The following is a 23,256-nucleotide window of genomic DNA, read 5'->3' as shown; positions in this document are numbered from 1 at the left end:
GGAGCGACGAGACGACATCCACGAGGCCTTCCTCGGCCTCGCCACCTGCCTGATCACCCACCGACACGTCCAACGCCTTTGTTAGGACCTCTTAGGGAGAATCTGGGGAGTATCGACGGCCCTGGGGAGCGCGTGGGGAGAACCGACCGCCTAACGCAGAACGATCCCGAAAGATGCTGAAAGACTTATCCGCGCAGGTCAGGGGTGGGGACAGCTGTATCGATGCAGGTCAGAGCCACCAGGTAGGCAACTTCATGACGTACGTGTCGAGATCGCGAACGGACCAGCAAGATCCACATGCAGTCGTGCGGCCTGATGGAGGACACTGCAACCGCCGACAGGCTGGCAACAACGTCGCACGAGGAGCGGAGCTGCGTGCTCCGCCTCCCCCGTTGCCGGACTGGCTCCGATCGGCTCCTACGGTCCGAACAGGCACTGCACACGCAGCCAAGATCCCCTACACCAACTGCTCGGCATCGGCTGCATCGTCTCTACTCCTCACCAAGATCCGGACCATGCACGGTCCAACACCCAGCCGTTGACGCTCTCGACCCCCATTCCTGCCGGTCAGACGGACGCTCTGCCTGTACCACCAGCAGACGAATAACCTGCTGTTCTCTCGAGCTCAGAAATCAGGCGACTTCCCAGAGGTCGGCGCCCAGGATCCGGGCGGCCTTGGTGATGCTGCCCGGTATCAGGTGCCGGTACGTGCGGTACGTCTCCTCGATCGACTTGTGGCCCATCCACCGACGGCACGCCGGCGACGATCTCGACGACCGCGTTGCATCGCTATCAGGGCCTCGACTTGATGCGGCCGCTGCTCACCGCAAGACCGAAGGCTCGGGCCTGACAGCCCGAACGCCGGTCGGTTCACACCGCGTTCGCTCGGCGCGCATTGCGCCGGCTTCCGTTGACCAGGTCGTTCCAGCGGTCGACCGCCCAGATCATGCGAACGCCCAGCCGCCCCAGCGCCACGGCGGGAGGGAACTTCGACTTCCACGTCCACAGGAGGTCCAGGTCGTCGTGCCGGTGCCCGTCGACGATCATGTCGGCGATGAGCGAGCCCACATACGGTGCCTGGGCCAGCCCGTGACCGTTGCAGGCGATCGAGTAGAAGGTGTTGTCACCGACCTGGCCCGCGAGCGGCAGGAAGGACGAGGTGATGGCGATCCACCCGCCCCAGGCGCGCTCGACGGCGACGTCCGCAAGAGCCGGGAACCTCGTCGCGAAGGCCGTCGCGAGTTCCTCGACGAGTCCCGGGTCCGGCTTCTTCGCGGGCAGCGGGAACGTCGTCCCCCGCTCGAGCCTCCGGACGCCGAAGACGATGGTGTTGCGCGAGGTCAGGCGGTAGTTCTCCATGATGTTGTGCTGCGTCACGACCCCTGACCGGCTGGTCCAGCCGAGCGCGGCCAGCCGCTCCTCGTCGATCGGCTCCGTCTCCACCTCGATGATCCAGATGGGGACGGAGGCGTTCTTGGGGGTGATGTCCCACTCGCCTGCGAACGCGTTCGTCGCCAGCACGGCCTTGTTCGCCCGCACCGCGCCGTGCGGGGTGGAGAGCACGACTCGACCGTCGTCCCGGGTGACGTCGGTGACCTTCGTCCCTTCGAAGACCCGGGCCGACGACGCCAACAGCGCCGTCCGGATGCCGCGGCTGAACTTGCCGGGGTTCATCATGCCTCCGACAATCTCGCGCATCCCGCCGACGAATCCGCGGGGGATGCCGAGCTCCGCACTCGTGCCCACCTCGACGTGTGCGCCGGCGCGCCGCAGGATCTTGGCCACCCGGCGCACCCGGCCCATCTGCCCGCGTGACACGGCGGCGAAGCAGTTGCCCACCGGCTCGTAGTCGCAGTCGATCTCGTGCGTGTCGATGAGGTCTTCGACGAAGCGGGCGGCGTTCTCCGTCAGCCGCAACATGCCGGGCATCTTCTTGCGGTACATCAGGTTCAGGAGCTGGAGGTCGCCGCCGGGAGCACTCGCCAACTGGCCCGCGTTGCGCGAGCTGGAACCGTGCCCACAGAACTCCGCTTCCAGGAGCACCACGTCCTGGCCGCGCTCCGCCAGCCGCAGGGCGGTCACCATGCCGCCGAGGCCACCGCCGACGACGGCGACGTCGCAGGTGAGGTCTTCAGCCAGTGCCGGGAGGACATCCGCCGGCTCGTCGACCCACCCGCTGAAGGTCGAGTACTCCACGTTGTCGGTCTTCACCTTCCCTGCCCTCCTGCCGTGCTCAGTGACATCGAGACTGCCCCGGCTTCGGTTGCCCGGCTGTGGTTGTCCATGGCGCGATAAGCAAGGAAGTACACGAACATCTGGGTGCCCCACGTCGCCAGCGCGGCGCTGGCGAAGATCGTGCGGTGCGCATCGTCGCCGGGAAGCGGGAAGAAGTCGTAGGTGATCGCGACGATGATGCCCGCCGTGGTCGCGAGCCCCGTCCAGAAGGCCAGACCTCGGGCGCCCGCCTTCCAGACTCGCCACGTGAAGTAGATCAGGAACGGCAGCGTGAGCGCGTTGACCGTGACGAAGAAGACGGCTGGGCCCAGGTGGAACTCATGACCTCCGAACCCGCTGAAATAGATGCCGACCACGGTGGCCAGGGCGAACGCTGCAATGTCGACCAGCGGACCCGGCTTGTACCGATGTGTCACCCGCATCAGGCCCAAGATCGCGATGAGCGTGATGCCCACCCCTCGGGAGAACGTGTCGAAGAAGAACACGAGCCTGGCCTGCGGATCGCTTTCGTCCCCGCCGCGGAGCGCCCAGATCAGGAAGTTGACGCCCGAGGTGCCGACGATCATCCACTCCAGGCCGAGCAGGTAGTTGCCGTACTGTCGGAGGAACCTCCATCCGCAGTAAAACCCTGCGAAGACCATCCACAGGTCGGCCAGTATGAAGATCACTTCTTTCATGGCCTCATTCCCCTCCGTACAGCGCTGAGAACCAGATGTTGTAAAGGACGTCGACGACGCGCGAGATCTCCGGGTGCGGCTCCTTCGAGAACGCCTGCGTCAGATAGCGCTCGTCCATCCAGACCAGAGCGCGGGCCGTCTCCTCGACGTCGAGATCTGCCTTGATCAGCCCCGCGGTCTGGTCATCGGCAATGCGCTGGGCGGTCGCGTCGATGAATCGCTGGACCAGGGCGTTGTAGGCGGCCTCGACCTTGTCGTCGCTGCCGGCCGCTTCCGAGAGCGCTCGGAGTACGGGGCCGTGCTTGGCATAGACCTCGGCCAGGCCCTGGAACGCCGACTTGGCGTCGGTGGCCAGGTCGACACCCGTCAGCCACCGGTCGATCATCCCGCCGAGCTCGAGGCCGAGCTCCTCGACGACGCGAAGCGCCAGGTCGTGACGGTCGCGGAAGTGGGCGTAGAAGGCCGGCCGCTTGAGTCCGGTCCGGCTCATGACCGCGTCCACCGTCATCTTCCGGAACGGCCGCTCCCGGAGGAAGGCCTCCGCCGCGTCGAGGATCTCGCGCTCCGACTCCTTGGGGTCGTGCTTCGGGCGCCGGCTCATGCCTTCACCGCCTCGACGACCTGGTCGACCGTCGTCCGGCCGGTCCGCGCCATCGCCGCGTAGAACCGTTCCGGGTTCGCCCAGTCCTCCGGGGCGAGGACGCCCGCCAGGTCGCCCAGTTCGTCGACCGCGAGCATCATGAACGCCGCGGTCGCCGATCCGGTTCCTGCCGCCATGCTCGTCCACGGCGTGCCCGGCCCGCTGACCGGGACGCGGCGAATCGAGACGACCTTCTTCCCGCCGCGCTTGCCGGTCACCCGCACGTAGTTGATCCCGCGGAAGTCCGGGTGCTTCTTGCGCGCCGCGGCCGCGAAGTACTTCAGCACCTCCCCCACAGCGATCTCGCCCCGGCGAATCGATCCCCACAGCCCTGCGAGGGCGTGGCGCCAGACCTTCGGCGAGCCCGGCTTGTCGGTGACGACGTCGTTGACGAAGTCGATGGCCTGGTCCATCGAGATCTTGCCCTCCTCCACCGCGACGGCGACACCGCGCATGACGCCGCTGACCGGCGCCGGGTCGAGAGCCCCCAGGACACGGATCCGGTCCGCACCGGGCCACCGCCGCGGCATGGTCACCGCTTCCGGGTGGGCACACTCGTACAGCCGGTACGCGGAGCCGAACGAGCCGCCCAGGTCGAACACATCCGACTCCACGAACGTCTGGTGAGTGACCGCCCGTCCGTTCTCCCAGGTCTGGCACGGCCCGGCGAAGCCGCGGATCGCGTGATCGAGCACGGCACGCCCGAACTCCACCGGACCCTCGTCGCCGGTCGCCCAGCCCACGTCGATCCGGTCGACGGTGTCCATGTCGCGGGCCGCGTCGGCAGCCATCACATTGGTGAGCCCTGGGGACGCGCCACAACCGACGAAGATCGGAACGCCGGCCGCCTTCGCCTCCGCGTCCAGCTCCATCGCCGCTCGCGTGCTGGCCTCGTCGTCATCGAGATCGAGGTAGGGGACTCCCTCCTCGATACACGCCTCCATGACCGGCTCCGCCGTGCGGATGTACGGCCCGGCACCCAGCACGACGAGTGCGGCACCCTCGATGGCCGCACGAAGGGCAACCGGGTCGAACAGGTCAAAAGACCCAGAGCTCGCCGACCCGAGGGGCAGGCTCGCGACCAGTGCGTCAAGGGCGTCGGGCCGGATGTCGTACAGCTCCAGCTTCCAGTCCGCGCCCCCGGCGGCTTCAGCGAAACGCTCGATCGCGACCCGACACATGTCGCCCGCCGCACCGATGAAGACAATCCTCTTTTGCGTCGTCATGGGGAGAGGCTAGGGCTGCACTTACACGACGTCAATGACAACGTGTAAGTAAGATTCGATGACAGCTCGAGTTTGACACCCTTGGACATTCCGTAGCCCTTTACAGACGGAGAGTTATGGCACTCTCCGCATGACTTCAGCGCCTCCACCGGCAGGCGCGACCCTCCGAAGGCGCAGATCCGCCATTTCGGGGCGATAACAGACGGCCCTGAGGGACTTGACTCGACCCTGCATGGAAACGGAGCGGAACGGCTACGCACAGTGGCAGCCGGAGCGGCTGGGCACGTCGCCGGACCCTTGCGTCCGGATCCGCACCGAGCGCGCGCCGAGACCTCCCGTCCCGACAGCTTGATCAGATCGCGGCGCACGGCCGGGCTCCCGACCCAGCCTCGGCCCGCACCAGAGGGAGGCACTCGGCCGCTTCCACGGTGACCGGGGTGCCGAAGACGGACGATGCCGGCCTCGAAGTCGAAGGCCGGCTCAGGCCGCCCGGGCGCGCCCTGGATCCCCGGCTACTTCTGGGCGTGCGCGCCCAGCATGCCCACCACGTTGAGGAACACGTACGTGCCGAAAACGTAGAAGAACACTCGCAGGGCGACACCCTTCGCCTTCCACCGCTCGGCCGTTCGGCCCGCGTCGTGGTCTTCACTGCTCATGACAGCTCCCCTCCCTGGGGTGAGTACGAACGACGAGGGCGCCACCAGCGCAATTTGCGACCCCTCACGTCACACCCTAAACTCGAATTGGATTCGAGCTCTACTCCTGCCCCGCCCGGACCGTCAAGACGGCAGCAGGATCTGCGCTGACCGTGGCTCATGCCGCAGAGATCATCGACCGCTCGGTGACTCCGGCGCTGAGGGAGCGGAAGAAGGGATCCGTGACCGGAACCAAGGCCGGCCACACCTTCGAGGAGACACCGCGATGAACATCGAAGCCTGTGGCAGTACTCGGCACGTCGCCCTCAGGGGATATTCCCGCAGAGCGAGGACGTGGCAGAAGGCGAGCTGGAACCGGGTTCTCCGTGAAGCGCTCATCGGGACCCTGATCATGCTCATCCCCACCCTGCTGCTCGGCTTCTTCATCTCCTGGCAGATCGGCGTCGCCCTCATCGCGCTGACCCTCTCCTCGGCCCTGCTCTCCTCGGTCTTCTTCACCCTCCGGGGGCACACCTGGGGATGCTCGGCGAAGAAGGGCGTCGTCCTGGCCCTTGGGTGGTGGGAGCGGGTCTGAACATCCCGTTCAGTCCGGTGACATGACCGCCCGGAGGCGGGCGAGCTCCCCCTCGCTGACGTCGGTGGGCCGCAGGACGGCGTTCCAACCGTCGACGTACTCGGCCCGGTACGTGTGGCCGTGGCCGTCGGGCACCCCGGTGGCGAACGGGAGGTCGGCCGTGACCTGCCAGAACGTCACGAACGGTACCCAGAACATGGTTTCGAGTACGTCGTCGCCCGGAGCTTCGCCGATCCAGTCCGGCTCCTCGTACATCAGATGTGGGCCCCGCCAGACAATCGGGTCCGAGGCGTGCAGGAGGTACAGCACCCGCGTGCCCTCCCAGGGCACGTCCGTCGGCGGAACGGCCGCCCGAGGGTCGCCGGCGAAGCGCACCGTGCGCCCGTCCTTGTAGACGGGCTGGATCTGCGGGCTGCCTGCCTCGCGGTGGTCGCTGAACCGCCGGAACAACGTGTTGAAGTCGGGCGGTCCCGCGAAGAGCGCGCCCGCCGTGCGGTTACGCAGGTCGTACTCGCCGCTGAAGGCGGTCTCCCCGCCGAACGATCCGAGGCTCTCCCCCGCCACGTACAGGCGTGGGCGGGCATCGGGCGGCAGCTTCGACCAGGCGTCGTAGACGGCGTCGAAGAGTTCGCGGCCCGCCTCCCGGGCCTTGTACTGGTCAACGAGGTACGACAGCCACGAGGGCAGGTAGGAGTACTGGAGGGCCACGGTCGCGCAGTCGCCGCCGGTGAGGTACTCGAAGCTGTCCACTGCGGCGGGATCGACCCAGCCGCTGCCGGTCGTCGTCACCACCAGCAGGTCGTGACGCCCGAACCCGCCGGCGCGGCGCAGATCGGCAACCGCGCGCGGCCCGGGTCTCCGTCTCGTCCGCCGTTTCGAGTCCGGCATACGCGCGGACTGGCTCCGACGCCCCGCGGCCCGTGAACCGTGCGATCTCGGCGGCCGAAGGTCCGTCGGCCGCGAAGGTGCGTCCCTGCCGCCCCAGCGAGCCCCACGGCACGAACGAGCCCGGACCGCCGGAGCGCAGGGCGGTCACCGGTCGCCGCACCCCTTCCTCGGTCTGCGTGTCGCGCAGCGAGAAGGCTTGGTTCGCCGCGGAGACCAGGCCGTCGACGAGCACACCGCTGAGGAGCAGGACCGACAGGACGGCCACGAGGATCCCACCGACCACCTTCGCCGCCTGCCCGCCGATCCAGCGCCGCAGAAGCCCGGCCACCCAGCGGTACATCCGGCGGACCCCTCGGGCGGCCAGCAGGATGACGCAGAAGAACAGGAGGGCGACCAGGGGCAGGACGACAGTCTGGAGGACGCTGTACTCCGTCACGCCGAGGAGTCGACGGATCAGGTGCTGCCAGTACTGCCCGAGTCCGAAGGCCACGCCGAGCAGGACGATCGCGAAGACGAGGAAGACCTGCCAGGACCGGCGTCGCGCGGGACGCCGTCCGCGATCGGCGAAGGCCCGCCAGATCCACGCGGCGGTCACCCCGAGCCCGTACCCGATCGCGGCGAGGATCCCGCAGATCGCCCCCTGGAGGACCCCGCCGCGCGGGAGGAGCGACGGAGTGAAGGACAGACACGCCAGAAGCAGCGCTCCCCAGGCGCCGGGCAGGGTGACCGGCCATGCCGACGGCTGCCTGCGGCACTCGGCCTCGCCGCCCTGTCCAGCCGCTCGCTGCCGGTCGGTGTCGGGTGACGGCTTGAGCGCGTCGACCCGGGGGTCGACGGCGCGCCTCTTCTCGGGCGCCGTGCATGAACTCCCTGACCTCGGGGCGTACACGGCGATGTTATGGCCGCGCTCCCGCGGCCGCATTCCGATCGTCCTCGGTTCACGAGGAGCGGCCGCGGCGTCCGTCCGATCACCGCGTCAGGCCGCCCGTACGGGCGGCTTCGGTCTCGTCAGATGCTGTCCAGGGCGGAAACGAGGCTGGCCACCGTGACGGTGTTGAAGACGAACGCGATGCACGAGTTCGCCGTCACGGTCCGGCGCATTTCCCGGGACGTCACGGTGACGTCGGTCGTACCGAAGGTCGTCATGACCGAGAAGGCGAAGTAGAGGTAGTCGACCCAGGCGGGACCCTCCTCGCCGGGGAACTCCAGCGCCCCCTCCTCCTCCACGAGGTTGTCGGCCTGGAAGGCGACCGCGAAGGAGACGGCCACGCACACCCAGGCCAGGGCCACCAGGACGAGCGCCACCGACGCCCGGACCGCCGGTTCGAAGGAGGAGCCGAGATGCCCGGGACGCCACACCACGGCCACCACGAGCGCCGCGGCCGAGATGAGCAGCGACACCCCCGGGCCGGGCGCCGTGCCGTACAGGTACCGCTGGAGCACCGTGCCCCGCGACTCTCGGTCGGCCCAGGCACGGACCCGCTCCGGGGACGCGGTGGAGAAGGCGACCACCGTGAGCAGGAGGTACGGGAAGAGGTAGGCGAACAGCAGCAGGACGCAGACGTCCGCCCCGGAGAGCTCCGCCCTGACGCTGTCGAAACCGAGGAGGAGCACCGCCGCGGCCGCGGCGACGGACGCGCTCACCGCCCCCCTGCGGCGCTCGGAGAGCCACTGATTCCGACGACGGCGCTCGGAATGCGGCTGCTGCACGGACGAACTCCTCGGGACATTCGGCTGCCGACCAGGTCGAAGTGCGACGCTACGGCATCGTGCGGATCCGTCGGCGATGCGCGGCGGGGTGTCGTTCCGTGGGGGTGTCCCGACCGCCCTTCAGCGGCGTAGGTCTCCAGGTAGGCGGTGACGAGGCGGCGCGCTTCGTCGATCGTGGCGCCGTCACCGTCCGGGGACCGCCGGAGGGCGCTGTACAGGAGCCGGCTGCCGATCTGAAAGGCGACCTGCAGTACGTGCCGGGGGGGTGTCGACGCGGACGAGTCATCTGTCGACGAGGTGGCGTCGTAGCCGCTCGGCCTGCGCCTCGTCGAAGGCGCGGCTCAGTTCGGTGACGATCGCGCTCCGTCCGGAGAACCACAGCGCGGTGCAGCCCGGTTGCTCACGGAAGTAGTCGAGCACGGGGCCGGTGACGGCATCGACGGCTTCGGGCAGCGTCCGCGCTCCGGGATCGTCCAACAGGACGCCGATGCGAGCATCCAGCTCTCGTACATGGCGCAGCATGAGCTCGACCTCGACTTGGTACCGGTCGGAGGAGTAGTGATAGACGGAGGCGACCGGGATGCCCGCCCGCTCGCTGATCGCCTTGAGCGTGGCGGCCTCGTAGCCGTGTTCGGCAAACAGCACCTCCGCGGCGTGGAGGACGGCCCGTCTGCGTCTCCTTCCGCGTCGCTGTGCCGTCCGCCGAACCGACCGGCGTCCCCTTCACGCCGCGTTCGACCGCGGGAGGCAAGTCCGAGACACCGGCCTGCGCCCTGAACCGGCGAGTACCCCCGCGGGACCGTGAGGGTGAAGCGGACGCCCCGCCGCGCCCTATCCCTTCACGCTTTCGTACACGGCCTTTTGGGAACCACTCTCAGCGTTCGCCGGCGACCGCGTGCTGCCCAGCCACCCGAGGAAGAAGGCCGCCGGGACGGAGACCACGCCTGATGTGTGGAACGGATACCAGTCGAAAGCCGCCTCCGGCCACAGCGCGTATTCCGTCCCGGAAACGGTTGGCGAGCAGACGGTGAGCACCACGCAGAGCAGAAGTCCGCCGTACACGGACCACAGCAGGCCTCGGCGGTTGAACCCCGGCCAGAAGAAGGAGTAGATCAGCGCAGGGAAGACGCACGTCGCCGCGACCCCCAGCGAGAAGGTGACCAGGAACTCGACCGGATACTGGTGGACGGCGGCGGACAGCGACAGGCCGCCCACGCACAGGCCGACGACGGCGAAGCGAAGGGCCAGCACCTGCCCGGTGTCGGCGAGAGGGCGCCTGGTCCGGGCGAGGACGTCATGTGTGAGGGAGACCGCGGCGGCGAAGGTCACGCTGGTCACGGCTGTCAGCACGGCGAGGAAGGCGACGCATGCCATGAGGGTGATGAGGACCACGCGTGCCGTCGACGCCTGGCCGAGGACACCGGAGGCGAGCAGGATCGGAGCCGCTTGGCCGTTCGCATCGACCCCGCCGATCACCTCACTGCCGACCACCGCCGCGGCAGCGAATCCGGTCGTGATCAAAAGAATGTAGAAGGCGCCGGTCAGTCCCACGGCGATGCTCGTGGACCGTCGTGCCGACTGTCCGTTCCGCGATGCGGCGATACGGAGGATCAGGTGCGGCATCATCGCCATGCCGAGGATCACGACAGTGTGGTCGCTGATCGTGTTCAGCGTCCCGAGGCCTGCCGTGTGCGCCCAGAGCCCCCGGCCCAGGTATCCGTCCGGATCAGTGCTCCGCTCCACGGCGGCCGACAGCAGGTCGCCGGGGCTCCACGAGAACTTCCGCAAGGCGAGCAGGCTGACCACCGCGAGCGTCACCAACGTGACCGGCACCTTGACGATCTGCACGAAGCTGGTGCCCTTCAGGTCTGCCACCCCTGCGAAGCAGGCGACGAGGCAGCCCATCAGCACCGTACAGGCGACCTGGGCCGCGTCGTTCGACATCCCGATCAGGAGCGCCGCGCTGATGCCGGCGGCCCGCAGCTGGACCATGAGCAGCGGAATCGTGATGGCGAGCGTCACCACGGTCGCCGCCGTGCGCGGGGCCTGTCCTGGCGCCCGCAGGGAAAAGAGGCCGCCGAGCGTATAACTGCCGCTGTCGCGGATCTTCCGGGCAAGGAGCAGCAGGATGCCGAACGCGATGACGCTGTCGACGGCGGAACCGAACCCGTCGTAGCCGAAGAGGGCGATCGCCCCTGAGGCCACGAACAGGGTGACGACCGTGATGTATTCGCCTGCCAGGGCGAAGCCGTTGAAGACCGGCGAGAGGGACCGGTCGGCCGTGTAGAGGCTCTCCGCACGGTCGTCCTGGCTGGCCAGGGTGAAGACCCAGAGCAGGCACAGGCCGATGAAGATCAGAAAAGCGCTGATCACGGGGGCCCGGGCGGCCGAGCCCACGGGGTCGAGTACGCCCGAGCTCAAGAGGAGCGGAGTCGCCACCGGCTTACCATCCCTCTCGCGCGGCAGGCACGCCGGCGGTCTCGGCCGACGGCAGGTCGGGGTCGAGCGACCGTGCGTCAGAAGCGCACAGCCTCGTGGACCGGTCTTCGTACCACCACACACTGGCGAGGAACACGACCAGTTGCAGGACGCCCCATACGATGCCGACCGTGAGCCGCCCATGAACGCGGACTCCCGAGAGCGCGGTGGAGCACGACAGCGCGACACCCATGACGAGAGGCACCGCGTTCACGGCCACGAACGCTCGCCGGACTTGTCGGGCGGCGCCTTCGGATCCACCTCCCCACTGCGGCGCGGGCGGACGGGCGGGTGGGGCCGGGACGGACGGGAAGCGCACGAAAACCTCCGGCGGCAAGGATGGTGGGTGAGGTGACGGCATACGAAGCGGGACCGTCGCGGGCTCAGGGCTGACGGTGACCTTCGGGACATCACGGTGTGAGCGGCGTCGCGACAGGGGCCATGGGAGGGGCGGCGGTCTTCGCACGGGCCGGACGGAACCGTCGGGCTTCCTGAGTGCGCCGGGCGAGCCCGGCCCTCGGCCCGGTCCCTCGTCGCTCGCGTGGAGTTCAACCGGGACAGGCTGTGCCCGCGGCCGGCCGGTTGGGCCGGAGCCGTCGGGAAGGCAGGCGTGAGTGGCGATCCGAAGCAAGGGTCAATATCGAATCGCTTTTGAGTTTACGCATGGGTGAAGGTGTACTGCCAACCACCCCGACCCCTGGTCGTCTCTGCCAACCGGTAGCAGATGCCCCCATGTCCACCCAATTGCCTTGCGAGGACCGATGTCGAGGCACTTCTCCGTCGTCTGGCTGAAGCACTCAGACCGCGGACGGACGAGACGGTCCACGCCTTGCTGCAGCGCACGCGCACCGGACTTCCCGGGTCGTGGCAGTACGAGGACCTTTCCGTCCTCACCTCCGACCCGAAACCGATCAACGCTGCGGCGATGCGGCAGGTGGAGGCGGGTTTCGCACATATGGACCGCAGTTCGATACGCGCTGTCGCGGCCCACCAGGAGGAACGCGACCACCGACTGCAGCGGCGGCGGCTCCTCCTGACCGACAAGACGAGCCGACAGATCGAAAGCGCGCTCGGTCGAATCGGAACCCGTCCGCACGCCGGCCACGGGCACGCCCGTACTCCACCTCGTCGCGGCCTCCGCCTCCCCGGCACAGTGTGCGACGGGCCCGGGCAACCGCGGTCCCGTGCTCGCCGACGGCGGCATCCGCTCGGTCCTGCCGCCACCCTTGCCGACTTACGGCAAGACGCTGGGTTTCGTCCAGTTCTTCCGGGCGGGCAGCAGGACTGTCTTCGACCAGGACGACCTCCCCTGACCCGGGAGCTCGCGGCCGGCGCGGCGATGTCCATCGACAACGCCCGCCAGTGCACCCACGAGCGTTCACCGCTCTCACTCTTCAACGCGGCCCGCTGCCGCACCACGCGGTGGAGCAGTCCGCCGCCGTCATCCCCGTTGCACCGGAAGGCGCCACAACGCCCCGGCCGGCACTGGAGACGCCGCTTCGCCTACACCGCGTACGTCTCGAGGTAAGCGCCCACCAGCCGCTTCGCCTCCGTCACCGTGGCTTCGTCCCCGTTCCGATCCTGCTTGAAGGCGATGTCGAAGATGCGCCCACCGGCTTCGAACGCCAGCCGCATCACGAGCGGGGGCGTGTCGGTCCGCAGCAGCCCACGGCCGATCCCGAGTCTCCACACGCGTTCGGAGACGCGGTCGTCAAACTCCTGGACGAGGGCGTTCAGAGCCTCGTTACGACCGGAGAACCAAAGCTCGACACAGCTCGGGTGTACCCGGAAGTACTCGACGATCGGATCGAGCACCAGGGCCGCCACCTCAGAGATCGACCGGAGGTCCTCCGTCTCGATGCCGTCCAGTCTGGCGCTCAACGCGTCGATGTGGCGCCTGATGATGGCCGCGTCCACCTGATAACGGTCGGCGAAGTAGTGGTAGACCGAAGGCGTCGGAATGCCCGCCCGTTCGCCGATCGCCTTGAGAGTGGCGGCTTCGTAGCCGTCCTCCACCAAGATCTCTTCCGCGGCGTCCAGGATCGCCTTGACCCGGGCGAGGCCACGACGCTGGAGGACGGCCTCCGGCCGTGCCGGCGCCTGATGGCTCATGACCGAGACATCGTCGGGCGTGCGCTTCCCTGCCCCACCGCTCCGCTCAGTCACGCCACACCCCGAACGAACAAGCAAAGTCGATCATGGATCGCCAGTCTACCCGGGTGGCGGCACACTTGTCCGGCCACCCTCTTGACATCGCACATTCCAGTTATCAAACTCAACTTGAGTTTCACAAGCGACGACACTCCTTGCCCCCAGCATGCAACCAGACCCTTGACGGCTTCTGGTTGACTTCCATCATCAAACTCGATTCGGTTTCGAACTACATGTCGAGTTCGGCCACCTGCCGTACCGTCCTGAAGCGCGTGGGCACACACCGCGCTACGAAGACGTCGAGTCGCCGCACCAGGGACGCTCCGACTCGACCCTGACCTGGGCATCGCCGTGACCCCGTACCAGGGAGGTCAAGTCACGGCGATGCCCTGGTCGCCCGAAGATCCCACTTCATGTGCCGACCACGCACGCCATTCTCCGGAGCCGCCGAGATGCCTCGTCCCCTCATCCCCATCACACGCTCGCACAACCCCTTCCCACAAGAGGATCTGGACAGAGACCCGAACGGCCTCCTGCGATTCGCGGACGTCCCCGCCACGCTCGTCGACGTGCTGCGCACCCATGTCGACACCCGACCCGACGCCGAGGCCATCGTCGAACTCGGCGGGCACCGGCTGACCTACGCCCAGTTGTGGGAGCGCGCCGCGCGGGTCGCAGGCGGGCTGCGGGCCCACGGCGTGGCGCATGGGGACCGGGTGGCCGTCCGGTATCCGGCCGGCGCGGACTGGGCCCTCGCGTTCTGGGGCACGGTGATGGCCGGCGGCATCGCGGTGGCCGTGAACACGCGGTCGGCGCAGCCGGAAGTGGAGTTCGTCCTCGGCGACGCCGGTGTGAAGGTCGATCTGGCGGCCGACGCTCCCCTCCCCGATGGCGATCCGTACGTGGCGGTGAACCTGGAGCCCTCCGACGTGGCCGCCTTGTTCTACACATCGGGCACGACCGGGCGTCCCAAGGGGGTGCCGACCACGCACGAGGCGTTCGTGACCAACGCCGAGAACCTGGTGCGCTGTCTCGGCATCCCGCGAGACGTCGGACCGGAGCTGCGCACTCTCATCTCGGTGCCGTTGTTCCATGTGACGGCCTGCAACTCGCAGTTCATGGTCGCCGCCTACCTCGGCGGTACATCGGTCATCATGCCCGCGCTCCATCTGCCGCAGCTGACAGAAGCACTGGCGGCGGAGCGGATCTCCTTCGTCGTGACGGTGCCCGCGGTGTACTCCCTCCTGCTGCGGCATCCGAGCTTCGCCGACGCCGAGGTGTCCGGGGTGCGCTGGCTGGCATACGGTGGAGCTCCGATCGCGCCGTCACTCGTGCGGTCGCTGAAGGAGGCGTTCCCCAGGGCCACCGTCATCAACGGCTACGGCATGACGGAGACGGCGTCGCTGATCACCGTCCTGCCGGACCAGGACGCCGCGGACCACGCGGACTCCGTCGGGTACGCGGTGCCGTCGGTGGACCTCGGCGTCGTGCCGATCGGTGACGATCCGTCCACGGGCGAGCTGGTGGTACGTGGCGTCACGGTGACCACCGGGTACTGGCGCAGGCCGGAGGCCACGGCGGAGACGATCGCGAACGGCTGGCTGCATACCGGGGACATCGTCCGCGTCGACGACGCCGGCCGCGTCCACATCGTCGACCGCATCAAGGACATCATCAACCGCGGCGGGGAGAACATCTCCAGCGTCGAGGTCGAGGCCGTGCTGCTCTCCGCACCCGGCGTTGCCGACGCCGCGGTCCTCGCCGTACCCGACGACGTCATGGGCGAGAAGGTCGGAGCCGTCCTCTTCGCCGACCAGGGGGAGATCGACATCGTCTCCGTGGTCGCACACTGCCGACAGCGGCTCGCGGACTTCAAGGTGCCCCAGTACGCGGCGATCGTCACCCAGGCACTGCCTCGCAATGCCGGCGGCAAGCTTCTGAAGAACGAGCTGCGCCGGCAGGTGCGGTGGGGCGCTCCGCTGCGTTAGCACCCCTGGCGTGACGGGCCGAGAGCCGTGTGTCACGACGCGTCATCCTGGTGGCGGTGGAGCTGCGGCCGGCCGCATTGCCCCTCAGTCGGATCTCTCCCTACGGCCGCGGCCTCGCGTGTGGCGGTGGCGGAGACCGGCGTGGATGCCCTCGTTCGGGGCCGGTTTCTCCGGCCTCACCGCGGCGCGTCGTGGTGGGGCCGTTCACGGCAAGCCGTCCGGACCGAAGGCCGGCACATCCCGTTCGCCACTCCCGGCCAGGACCGGGCTCGCGAGTCTTGACTCACGGGCTCGTCGGTCACGCGGCGTAGGTCTCGAGGTACGCGGTCACCATGCGTCGTGCTTCGTCGATCGTGGTGTCGTCACCGGCTGGTGACTGCCGGAACGCGATGTCGAAGAGACGGTTGCCCACCTCGAAAGCGAGCTGCAGGGGGAATCGGGGCGTATCGGCGGCCACCAGTCCGCGCTCGACCAGGAGGTACCAGAACCGGTTCGCCTGCGCGGCGTCGAATTCCCGGACGAGAGCGGTCACCGTCTCGCCGCGCCCTGGGAACCACAGCTCGACACAGCTGCGGTGCCGGCGGAAATAGTCGCGCAGGGGGTCGATGACGGCATCCGCGGCGGCTCGCAGCGAAGGCAGCTCGGCGCCTTCCAGAGCCGTGTCGAGGATCTCCTCGATCACCCGCAGATGTCGCTGCAGGAGCTCGGCGTCGACCTGATGGCGGTCGGAGAAGTAGTGATAAACAGAGCCGATCGGAATGTCCGCCCGCTCACTGACGGCCTTCAGGGTGGCCGCTTCGTAGCCCTGCTCGGCGAGCAGCGCCTCGGCGGCGTCCAGGATGGCCCGTCTCCGTTCCACGCCGCGGCGCTGCACCGCTGGGCGAGCCAGCGTCTGGGCTGTCAACTTTTTATCGAACACGATTCGAGATCGTATCAGTCACGCTCTCGAGATGCCCTGCACGGAAGGTTGACACCCTCCGAACACACCCTAAACTCAAACTCGACTCGACATTTAGCTCCCGACTTCTCGACCCCAGGACCGCGACCCGGTTCGCCTCGTTCGTGCGCGGCGCGGAGGAGCAGAACGGAGTGGGTCATGAGCAGCAGTCAGGGAACGCGGGCCCATCGCCGACCCGGCCACCCCACCAACACCGATCCCCCGGCTGCGGCAGCCGCACGGGCGCATCCGCTTCGCGGGCGGCGACATCGCCTCCTCCGGCGCCGGAGGGATCGACGGCGCCGTCGAGAGCGGCACACGCACCGCCCGGGAGATCGCACCGACGCCGGCCGACGGCCGCCACTGACACGTCCGACCCAGTTCGAGGAAGAGCAAGGAACCATGGCCGACACATTCGCGGGGCAGACCGCGATCATCACCGGCGCCAGTCGCGGGCTGGGACTCGCCGTCGCCCAACGACTCGTCGCCGAAGGCGCGAAGGTCGTGATCACCGGACGCAAGCCGGACGTCCTGACCGAGGCCGTCGCCTCGCTCGGCGGACCCGACCGCGCCCTCGGCATCGCCGGTCACGCCGCCGACACCGAGCATCAGGACGAGGTGATCGCCCAGGCGATCGCCACGTTCGGCAGCGCCGACCTACTGGTCAACAACACCGGGATCAACCCGGTCTACGGGCCGCTGATCACCCTCGATCTCGGGGTGGCCCGCAACATCGTCGAGGTCAACTGCGTCGCCGCCCTGTCGTGGGTCCAGAAGGTCCACGCGGCGTGGATGGGCGAGCACGGCGGCGCGATCGTCAACGTCGCCTCCGTCGGCGGCATCCGGACGGCACCCGGCATCGGGATGTACTGCGCCAGCAAGGCGATGCTCATCCACCTCACCGAGGCGCTCGCCGTCGAGCTCGGCCCCGGCATCCGGGTGAACGCGGTCGCCCCGGCCGTGGTGAAGACGAGGTTCGCAGCGGCGCTCTACGAGGGCCGGGAGGACGAGGTCTCGGCGGTCTACCCGCTGAAGCGACTCGGGACCCCCAGTGACGTCGGAAGCGCCGTGGCGTTCCTGCTCTCCGGCGACGCCTCGTGGATGACCGGCCAGACACTGGTCGTCGACGGCGGCCTTACCGTGGCCGGCGGTGCGTGATGAGTCCGCACGACCAGCACGAGACGCCCGGCATCGACCTGGCCCGGCTGCGCCCCTGGTTCACGGAGGCTGTGCCCCAGGCGCGGGCCGAGGCGCTCTCCGCCGCCCTGATCACGGGGGGCAAGTCCAATCTGACCTACCGCCTCTCCGACGGTGGATCCAGTTGGATCCTGCGCCGTCCGCCGCTGGGCCACGTGCTTGCCACGGCCCATGACATGGGGCGCGAGTACGCGGTGATGGCGGCCCTCGCCGACACCCCGGTGCCCGTGCCGCGCCTGCACGGTCTCTGCGTCGACACCGGGGTGCTGGGCGCCGAGTTCTACGTCATGGAGGCGGTCGAGGGCCGGCCGTACCGCACGGCCGCGGACCTGGCGCCGCTCGGCGCCCAGCGGGTGCGGCGGATCTCCGGCACGCTCGTGGACACCCTCGCCGACCTCCACGCGGTGGACCCGGACACCGTCGGACTCGGCGGCTTCGGCCGCCCCGAGGGCTTCCTCACCCGGCAGGTCACCCGGTGGCGCAAGCAGCTGGCCGCCTCGTACACCCGCGACCTACCGGACGCCGTCACCCTGCACGCCGCGCTGGAAGAGCGGGCCACCGCCGCGGACGCCGCCTCACGTCCCGGGATCGTCCACGGCGACTTCCGGCTCGACAACGTGCTGGTCGACGGCGACGACCGGCTCCGCGCGGTCATCGACTGGGAGATGGCCACCGTCGGCGACCCGGTCACCGACCTGGCGCTGATGCTGCTCTACACCCGGCTCGCCCGCCTCGTCGGCCCCGAGATCGCCCCCGACGCCGGGGACGCCCCCGGCTTCCTCAGCGAGGCGGAGATCGTTGCCCGGTACGAGGCCCGCGGCAGCCGCGACCTCGGCGACCTGGGCTTCCACCTCGGCCTCGCGGCCTTCAAGCTCGCCGCAATCCTCGAGGGCATCCACTTCCGCCACCTGGGCGGACAGACCGTCGGCCCCGGCTTCGACCGGATCGGCGAGGCGATCCACCCCCTGCTCGCCGCCGGACTCGCCGCACTCAAGGAACAGTGACCATGCACTTCGCCTTCGATCCGCGCACCGAGATGCTGCACGAGAATCTGCTTGACCTGATGTGGGGTCATATCCACCCGGCTGAACCGGTCTTCGCCCAGCAGCTCACGGCCTTGGACGACCGCTGGGCCTGGGATTCGGTCCCCGTGCTCGGCGAACTGCGTGCCGAGGCTCGGCGGCGCGGCCTGTGGAACCTCTTCCTCCCGGGCGAGGAGGGCGGAGGTCTCACCAACCTCCAGTACGCGCCCCTCGCCGAGATCACCGGCCGTTCCCTGGAACTCGCCCCCGTCGTCCTCAACTGCGCGGCCCCGGACACCGGCAACATGGAAGTCCTCTCCATGTTCGGCACCGAGGCCCAGCGCAAGGAGTGGTTGGAGCCGCTCCTCGCCGGCGAGATCCGCTCCGCGTTCGCCATGACGGAGCCCGACGTCGCGTCCTCCGACGCCACCAACATCGCCACGTCGATCGTGCGCGACGGCGGCGACTACGTGATCAACGGCCGCAAGTGGTGGATCACCGGCGCGATGAACCCCAACGCGAAGGTCTTCATCGTGATGGGCCAGACGGACCCCAGCGCCGACCGGCACCGCCGGCAGTCGATGGTCCTCGTGCCGCGGGACACCCCGGGCCTGGAGATCCGGCGCGCCATGGAGGTCTTCGGGTACGACGACCACGACCACGGCGGCCATGCCGAACTGGTCTTCCACGACGTGCGCGTCCCGGTGGAGAACCTCATCGGAGAGGAGGGCGGCGGGTTCGCCATCGCCCAGGCCCGTCTCGGACCCGGCCGGATCCACCACTGCATGCGCTTCATCGGCGTCGCGGAACGCGCCATCGAGCTGATGTGCGACCGCGCCGAGGAGCGGGTCGCGTTCGGCAAGCCGCTGGCCCGCCAGGGCGTCATCCGCGACTGGATCGCCGAGTCGAGGGTGCGGATCGAACAGTTGCGGCTCCTGGTACTCAAGACCGCCTGGCTCATGGACACGGTCGGCAACAAGGGCGCCCACTCCGAGATCCAGGCGATCAAGATCGCCACGCCCAGGACGGTGCAGTGGATCCTCGACAAGGCCATCCAGACACACGGCGCCGGTGGCCTGTCCCAGGACTTTCCACTTGCCCGCGCCTACGCCGGAGTCCGCTCGCTGCGATTCGCCGACGGCCCCGACGAAGTGCACAAGAACGCGCTCGCGCGCGCCGAACTCAGCCGCAGGGCCGCCGCCAGGGAACGCACGGCGGAACCCGGCACCTCACAGCCCCTCCGCACCCCGGCCGGGAGAGACCAGTGACGATCACGACCACCAGCACCGACAAGCCCGTCCCGGCCGAGGAGACGCTCGACGTGTTGATCATCGGCGCGGGCATCTCGGGCATCGGCATGGCCAGCCATCTGCGGGCCCTCCGCCCCGGCACGAAGTTCGCGATCCTGGAGGCGCGTGACGAGGTCGGCGGCACGTGGAGCCTGTTCCAGTACCCCGGCATCCGCTCGGACTCGGACATGCCCACCTTCGGCTTCGGCTTCAGGCCGTGGCAGCACCCCAAGTCGATCGCCGACGGGCACCTCATCCTGGACTACCTGCGGCAGACGGTCGCCGAGAACCGCCTCGACGGGCACATCCGCTTCGGACACCGCGTGCTGAGCGCGGAGTTCTCCAGGGCGCGCCAGTGTTGGACCGTCACCGCCCAGCAGGCCGACAGCAGGAAGAAGGTGCGGTTCACCACACGGTTCCTGTTCGTGGGCACCGGTCCCTACAACCACGACGAGGGGTTCACCCCCGAGTTCACGGGCGTCGAGGACTTCCAGGGCCAGGTGGTCCACCCCCAGCACTGGCCCGAGGACCTGGACTACACGGGCAAGCGCGTGGTCGTGATCGGCAGCGGCGCCACCGCCGTCACCCTCATCCCCTCGATGGCGGACACCGCCGGCCACGTCACCATGCTCCAGCGCTCGCCGGGATACGTCATGGCGGTGCCCGCCGAGGACGTCGTCGCCAAGGCGCTCCGCACCCTGCTCGGCCACCGGCGCGCCCACCGGATCGTCCGGCGCAAGAACATCTTCGTCACCCGCGGGGTCTACAAGATCAGCCGCCGGGCCCCGAAGCTGACCCGTCGGCTGCTGATCGCCAACGTGCGCCGGCAACTCCCCCGGCACTACGACGTCGACACCCACTTCGCCCCCCACTACGCCCCCTGGGACCAGCGGTTGTGCGTGGTGCCCAACGGCGACCTGTTCAAGGCTATCTCGTCGGGGCGGGCCTCGGTCGTCACCGACCACATCGAGCGGTTCACCAAGACCGGCATCCTGCTGAAGTCCGGCCAGGAGCTCGGCGCCGACATCATCGTGACCGCCACCGGGCTCAACATGGCGATCTTCGGCAACATGCAGCTGAGCGTCGACAAGAAGAAGGTCGACCTGCCCGAGACGACCGCCTACAAGGCGATGATGCTGTCCGGCGTCCCCAACTTCGTGTTCGCGCTGGGCTACACCAACCTGTCCTGGACGCTCAAGGTCGACCTGGTCTGCGAGCACTTCTGCCGGCTCCTGGACCACATGGACCGGTACGGCTACGGCACCGCCGAACCGGTGCTCGACGACCCGGCCATGGAGCGCCTGCCGTACATGGACCTGACCTCGAACTACGTGCAGCGCGGCATCGGGATGTGGCCGCGTCGGGGCACCAGCGGGCCGTGGACGGTCGAGATGGCGTACGAGAGGGACGTCGAGCGGCTGCGCGAGGGGCCGATCGAGGACCCCGCCCTGCGGTTCACCGCCGCCGCGGCGACCCGGACGGGGACGGCGCGATGAGGAACGACGTCTCCTTCACCAGCCACGGCGTCACCTGCGCCGCCTGGCACCTCCCGGCCGCGAGCGACGCGCTGGCCGGCCCCGCGGGCCGGCCGTGCGTGGTCATGGCCCACGGCTTCGGCGGCACCCGCGACAGCGGCCTCCTCAACTACGCCGAGCCGTTCGCCGCCGCCGGTATCGACGCCTTCGTCTTCGACTACCGCGGCTTCGGGGACTCCGGCGGCACGCACCGCCAGGACGTCTCCGTCCGGCGCCAGCGGCAGGACTACCACGCGGCCCTCGCCGCCGCCCGGCACCTGCCCGGCGTGGACCCCGACCGGATCGTGCTGTGGGGCGCGTCGTACTCCGGCGGCCACGCCCTGGTGGTCGCGGCCCAGGACGGCAACACGGCGGCGGTCGTGTCACTGACGCCCGTGACGGACGGCCTCGCCTCCCTGGCGCACCTCCTGCGCCACGCCGGGCCCCGCCCGCTGGGCCGACTCGCCGCGCACGGGCTGCGCGACGCGGCCCGCGCCCTCACCGGGCGGCCGCCGCACCACGTGCCGGTCGTCGGGGACCCCGGGACGCTCGCGATGATGACCCTCCCCGACGCCCTGGCCACCGCCGCGTCCTTCGCGGGGCCCACCTTCCGCAACGAGGTGTGCGCCCGCGCCGCGCTCGTGGTCGGCTTCAACCGGCCCACCACCCACGTGGCCCGACTCGCCTGTCCGATCCTCGTGCAGGTCGGGCTCCACGACCGCATCGCGCCGCCCGAGGCGGCGCGCCGCACGGCGGAGCGGGTCGGGCCGTGGGCGCAGCTGCGCTCCTACCCCGTCGACCACCTCGACGTCTACGCCGGACCGGGGCAGGAACGGGCGCTCGCCGACCAGCTCGACTTCCTGACGCGCTGCCTCGGCCCGTCGCGTTCACCGCGGCACAACGCTTCGTAACCACGCGCTCTTCGTTCAAGGAACGGAATGAACATGTACGACTACGTCATCGTCGGCGCCGGATCCGCGGGCTGTGTCCTCGCGGCGCGTCTGTCCGAGGACCCGGACGTCCGGGTCGCGCTGATCGAGGCCGGCGGCCCCGACACCGCGCAGGAGATCCACGTCCCGGCCGCCTTCCCCCAGCTGTTCAAGTCCGCGCTCGACTGGGACCTCGACTCCGACCCGGAGCCGGGCATCGGCGGACGGCGGGCGTATCTGCCGCGGGGCAAGGTGTTCGGCGGCTGCAGCTCGATCAACGCGATGATCTACATCCGCGGCTCCCGCGCCGACTACGACGGCTGGGCCGCCGCCGGGGCGACCGGCTGGTCGTACGACGAGGTGCTTCCGTACTTCAAGCGCGCCGAGGACAACGAGTGCGGCGAGGACGCCTTCCACGGCACGGGCGGTCCGCTCACCGTCAGCGACGGCCGCTCCGGGCACCCGCTGTCCTCGGCCTTCGTGCAGGCCGCCCAGCAGGCCGGGTACAAGGCGAACGACGACTTCAACGGCGAGGACCAGTTCGGCGTCGGGCGCTACCAGGTGACCCAGCGGGGCGGTCTGCGGTGCAGCGCGGCCGTCGCCTATCTGCACCCCGCCCTCGGCCGGCCCAACCTCACCGTGCTCTCCTCGGCCCACGCCCGCCGCGTGGTGGTCGAGGACGGACGGGCGACGGGGGTCGAGGTCGAGCGGGGCGGCGAGGTGGAGGTCGTCCGGGCCGAGCGCGAGGTGATCCTGTCCGCGGGGGCCTACGAGTCCCCGAAGCTGCTGATGCTCTCCGGGATCGGGCCGGCCGCCGACCTGGCCGCCTTCGGCATCGAGGTCGTCCGCGACCTGCCGGTCGGCCAGGGCCTCCAGGACCACTACATGGCGATGCTCAACTTCCGTACGGATGCGGAGTCGCTGATCAGCGCCGCGAGCCCCGAGAACGCGGCGCTGCTGCAGAGCGAGGGGCGCGGCCCGCTGTCCTCCAACATCGGCGAGGCCGGCGGCTTCTTCCGCAGCCGTCCCGAACTGGACGCCCCCGACGTGCAGTTCCACGCCGCTCCGGTGCTCTTCCATCAGGAGGGGCTCGGCGCGGCCACGGAGCACGGCTTCTCCTTCGGCCCCTGCGTGCTCGCCCCGAC

Annotated in this window: 21 protein-coding genes and 1 pseudogene; 10 read left to right on the top strand and 12 right to left on the bottom strand. The window is 69.3% G+C overall.

Features of this window, described 5'->3' with window-relative positions:
- Window positions 1-870: 870 nt before the first annotated feature.
- The 5 genes from ABZ318_RS30755 to ABZ318_RS30735 form a co-directional block, all read right to left on the bottom strand.
- On the bottom strand, window positions 871-2,211 hold the full coding sequence (locus ABZ318_RS30755) for an FAD-binding oxidoreductase (protein ID WP_356905722.1): 1,341 nt from the start codon (window positions 2,209-2,211) through the stop codon (window positions 871-873).
- Window positions 2,208-2,912, bottom strand: coding sequence for a transporter (locus ABZ318_RS30750; RefSeq protein ID WP_356905721.1), 705 nt, complete (start codon window positions 2,910-2,912; stop codon window positions 2,208-2,210). Before ABZ318_RS30750 ends, ABZ318_RS30755 begins: the two co-directional genes overlap by 4 nt.
- 4 nt (window positions 2,913-2,916) lie before the next feature.
- Window positions 2,917-3,513, bottom strand: a complete 597-nt coding sequence (locus ABZ318_RS30745; RefSeq protein WP_356905720.1) for a TetR/AcrR family transcriptional regulator — start codon at window positions 3,511-3,513, stop codon at window positions 2,917-2,919.
- Window positions 3,510-4,778, bottom strand: a complete 1,269-nt coding sequence (locus ABZ318_RS30740; RefSeq protein ID WP_356905719.1) for a saccharopine dehydrogenase NADP-binding domain-containing protein — start codon at window positions 4,776-4,778, stop codon at window positions 3,510-3,512. Before ABZ318_RS30740 ends, ABZ318_RS30745 begins: the two co-directional genes overlap by 4 nt.
- A gap of 512 nt (window positions 4,779-5,290) precedes the next feature.
- Window positions 5,291-5,434: a DUF6126 family protein gene (locus ABZ318_RS30735; RefSeq protein ID WP_356905718.1), complete on the bottom strand. Its 144-nt coding sequence runs from the start codon at window positions 5,432-5,434 to the stop codon at window positions 5,291-5,293.
- Window positions 5,435-5,825: 391 nt separating this feature from the next.
- Between ABZ318_RS30735 and ABZ318_RS30730 the strand changes: the two genes are divergently transcribed.
- The gene (locus ABZ318_RS30730; RefSeq protein ID WP_356905717.1) at window positions 5,826-6,008 is read left to right on the top strand and encodes a hypothetical protein; all 183 of its coding nucleotides are present in this window, start codon (window positions 5,826-5,828) and stop codon (window positions 6,006-6,008) included.
- 9 nt (window positions 6,009-6,017) lie between these two features.
- On the opposite strand, the gene ABZ318_RS30725 is transcribed toward ABZ318_RS30730, so the two are convergent.
- From ABZ318_RS30725 to ABZ318_RS30705, 5 genes and pseudogenes are all read right to left on the bottom strand, one after another.
- A complete protein-coding gene (locus ABZ318_RS30725) occupies window positions 6,018-6,896 on the bottom strand; it encodes an alpha/beta-hydrolase family protein (protein ID WP_356905716.1) in 879 nt (292 codons plus the stop codon).
- Between the two features lie 118 nt (window positions 6,897-7,014).
- Window positions 7,015-7,818: pseudogene (locus tag ABZ318_RS30720) on the bottom strand (alpha/beta-hydrolase N-terminal domain-containing protein); the annotation flags it as partial.
- A gap of 86 nt (window positions 7,819-7,904) precedes the next feature.
- Window positions 7,905-8,606 carry a DUF1345 domain-containing protein gene (locus tag ABZ318_RS30715; RefSeq protein WP_356905715.1) on the bottom strand — a complete coding sequence of 234 codons (702 nt, stop codon included), beginning with the start codon at window positions 8,604-8,606 and terminating at the stop codon, window positions 7,905-7,907.
- Window positions 8,607-8,888: 282 nt separating this feature from the next.
- A complete protein-coding gene (locus ABZ318_RS30710; RefSeq protein ID WP_356905714.1) occupies window positions 8,889-9,251 on the bottom strand; it encodes a TetR/AcrR family transcriptional regulator in 363 nt (120 codons plus the stop codon).
- 186 nt (window positions 9,252-9,437) lie between these two features.
- Entirely contained in the window at window positions 9,438-11,228 is a 1,791-nt protein-coding gene (locus tag ABZ318_RS30705) for a cation acetate symporter (RefSeq protein WP_356905713.1), read from the bottom strand.
- Between the two features lie 1,040 nt (window positions 11,229-12,268).
- Here ABZ318_RS30705 and ABZ318_RS30700 point away from each other — a divergent pair.
- Window positions 12,269-12,397, top strand: coding sequence for a hypothetical protein (locus ABZ318_RS30700; protein ID WP_356905712.1), 129 nt, complete (start codon window positions 12,269-12,271; stop codon window positions 12,395-12,397).
- A gap of 190 nt (window positions 12,398-12,587) precedes the next feature.
- Here the strand turns inward: ABZ318_RS30700 and ABZ318_RS30695 are convergent, their stop codons facing one another.
- Window positions 12,588-13,196 (bottom strand): TetR/AcrR family transcriptional regulator, encoded by a 609-nt coding sequence (locus tag ABZ318_RS30695; protein WP_356905711.1) that lies wholly within the window; start codon window positions 13,194-13,196, stop codon window positions 12,588-12,590.
- Between the two features lie 491 nt (window positions 13,197-13,687).
- Here ABZ318_RS30695 and ABZ318_RS30690 point away from each other — a divergent pair, with 491 nt between their 5' ends.
- A complete protein-coding gene (locus ABZ318_RS30690) occupies window positions 13,688-15,223 on the top strand; it encodes a class I adenylate-forming enzyme family protein (RefSeq protein ID WP_356905710.1) in 1,536 nt (511 codons plus the stop codon).
- A gap of 298 nt (window positions 15,224-15,521) precedes the next feature.
- Here the strand turns inward: ABZ318_RS30690 and ABZ318_RS30685 are convergent, their stop codons facing one another.
- Complete coding sequence (locus ABZ318_RS30685) at window positions 15,522-16,142, bottom strand: TetR/AcrR family transcriptional regulator (protein ID WP_356905709.1); 621 nt, start codon at window positions 16,140-16,142, stop codon at window positions 15,522-15,524.
- 205 nt (window positions 16,143-16,347) lie between these two features.
- Here ABZ318_RS30685 and ABZ318_RS30680 point away from each other — a divergent pair, with 205 nt between their 5' ends.
- From ABZ318_RS30680 to ABZ318_RS30650, 7 genes are all read left to right on the top strand, one after another.
- Window positions 16,348-16,527 (top strand): FAD-dependent oxidoreductase, encoded by a 180-nt coding sequence (locus ABZ318_RS30680; protein ID WP_356905723.1) that lies wholly within the window; start codon window positions 16,348-16,350, stop codon window positions 16,525-16,527.
- Between the two features lie 35 nt (window positions 16,528-16,562).
- Window positions 16,563-17,318 (top strand): SDR family oxidoreductase, encoded by a 756-nt coding sequence (locus tag ABZ318_RS30675; protein ID WP_356905708.1) that lies wholly within the window; start codon window positions 16,563-16,565, stop codon window positions 17,316-17,318.
- A complete protein-coding gene (locus ABZ318_RS30670; protein ID WP_356905707.1) occupies window positions 17,318-18,361 on the top strand; it encodes a phosphotransferase family protein in 1,044 nt (347 codons plus the stop codon). Before ABZ318_RS30675 ends, ABZ318_RS30670 begins: the two co-directional genes overlap by 1 nt.
- 2 nt (window positions 18,362-18,363) lie before the next feature.
- Window positions 18,364-19,647: an acyl-CoA dehydrogenase family protein gene (locus ABZ318_RS30665; RefSeq protein ID WP_356905706.1), complete on the top strand. Its 1,284-nt coding sequence runs from the start codon at window positions 18,364-18,366 to the stop codon at window positions 19,645-19,647.
- A complete protein-coding gene (locus ABZ318_RS30660) occupies window positions 19,644-21,164 on the top strand; it encodes an NAD(P)/FAD-dependent oxidoreductase (protein ID WP_356905705.1) in 1,521 nt (506 codons plus the stop codon). The genes ABZ318_RS30665 and ABZ318_RS30660 overlap by 4 nt, the downstream gene beginning before the upstream one ends.
- Window positions 21,161-22,093, top strand: a complete 933-nt coding sequence (locus tag ABZ318_RS30655) for an alpha/beta hydrolase (protein ID WP_356905704.1) — start codon at window positions 21,161-21,163, stop codon at window positions 22,091-22,093. Before ABZ318_RS30660 ends, ABZ318_RS30655 begins: the two co-directional genes overlap by 4 nt.
- Before the next feature lie 33 nt (window positions 22,094-22,126).
- A partial coding sequence (locus ABZ318_RS30650; protein ID WP_356905703.1) for a GMC family oxidoreductase N-terminal domain-containing protein occupies window positions 22,127-23,256 on the top strand: 1,130 nt, incomplete at its 3' end.

It is taken from the genome of Streptomyces sp. NPDC006197, assembly GCF_040613865.1.
GTDB lineage: Bacteria > Actinomycetota > Actinomycetes > Streptomycetales > Streptomycetaceae > Streptomyces.
Note: the sequence above shows the minus strand (reverse complement) of the source record. Positions and strands in the feature narration are given on the sequence as shown.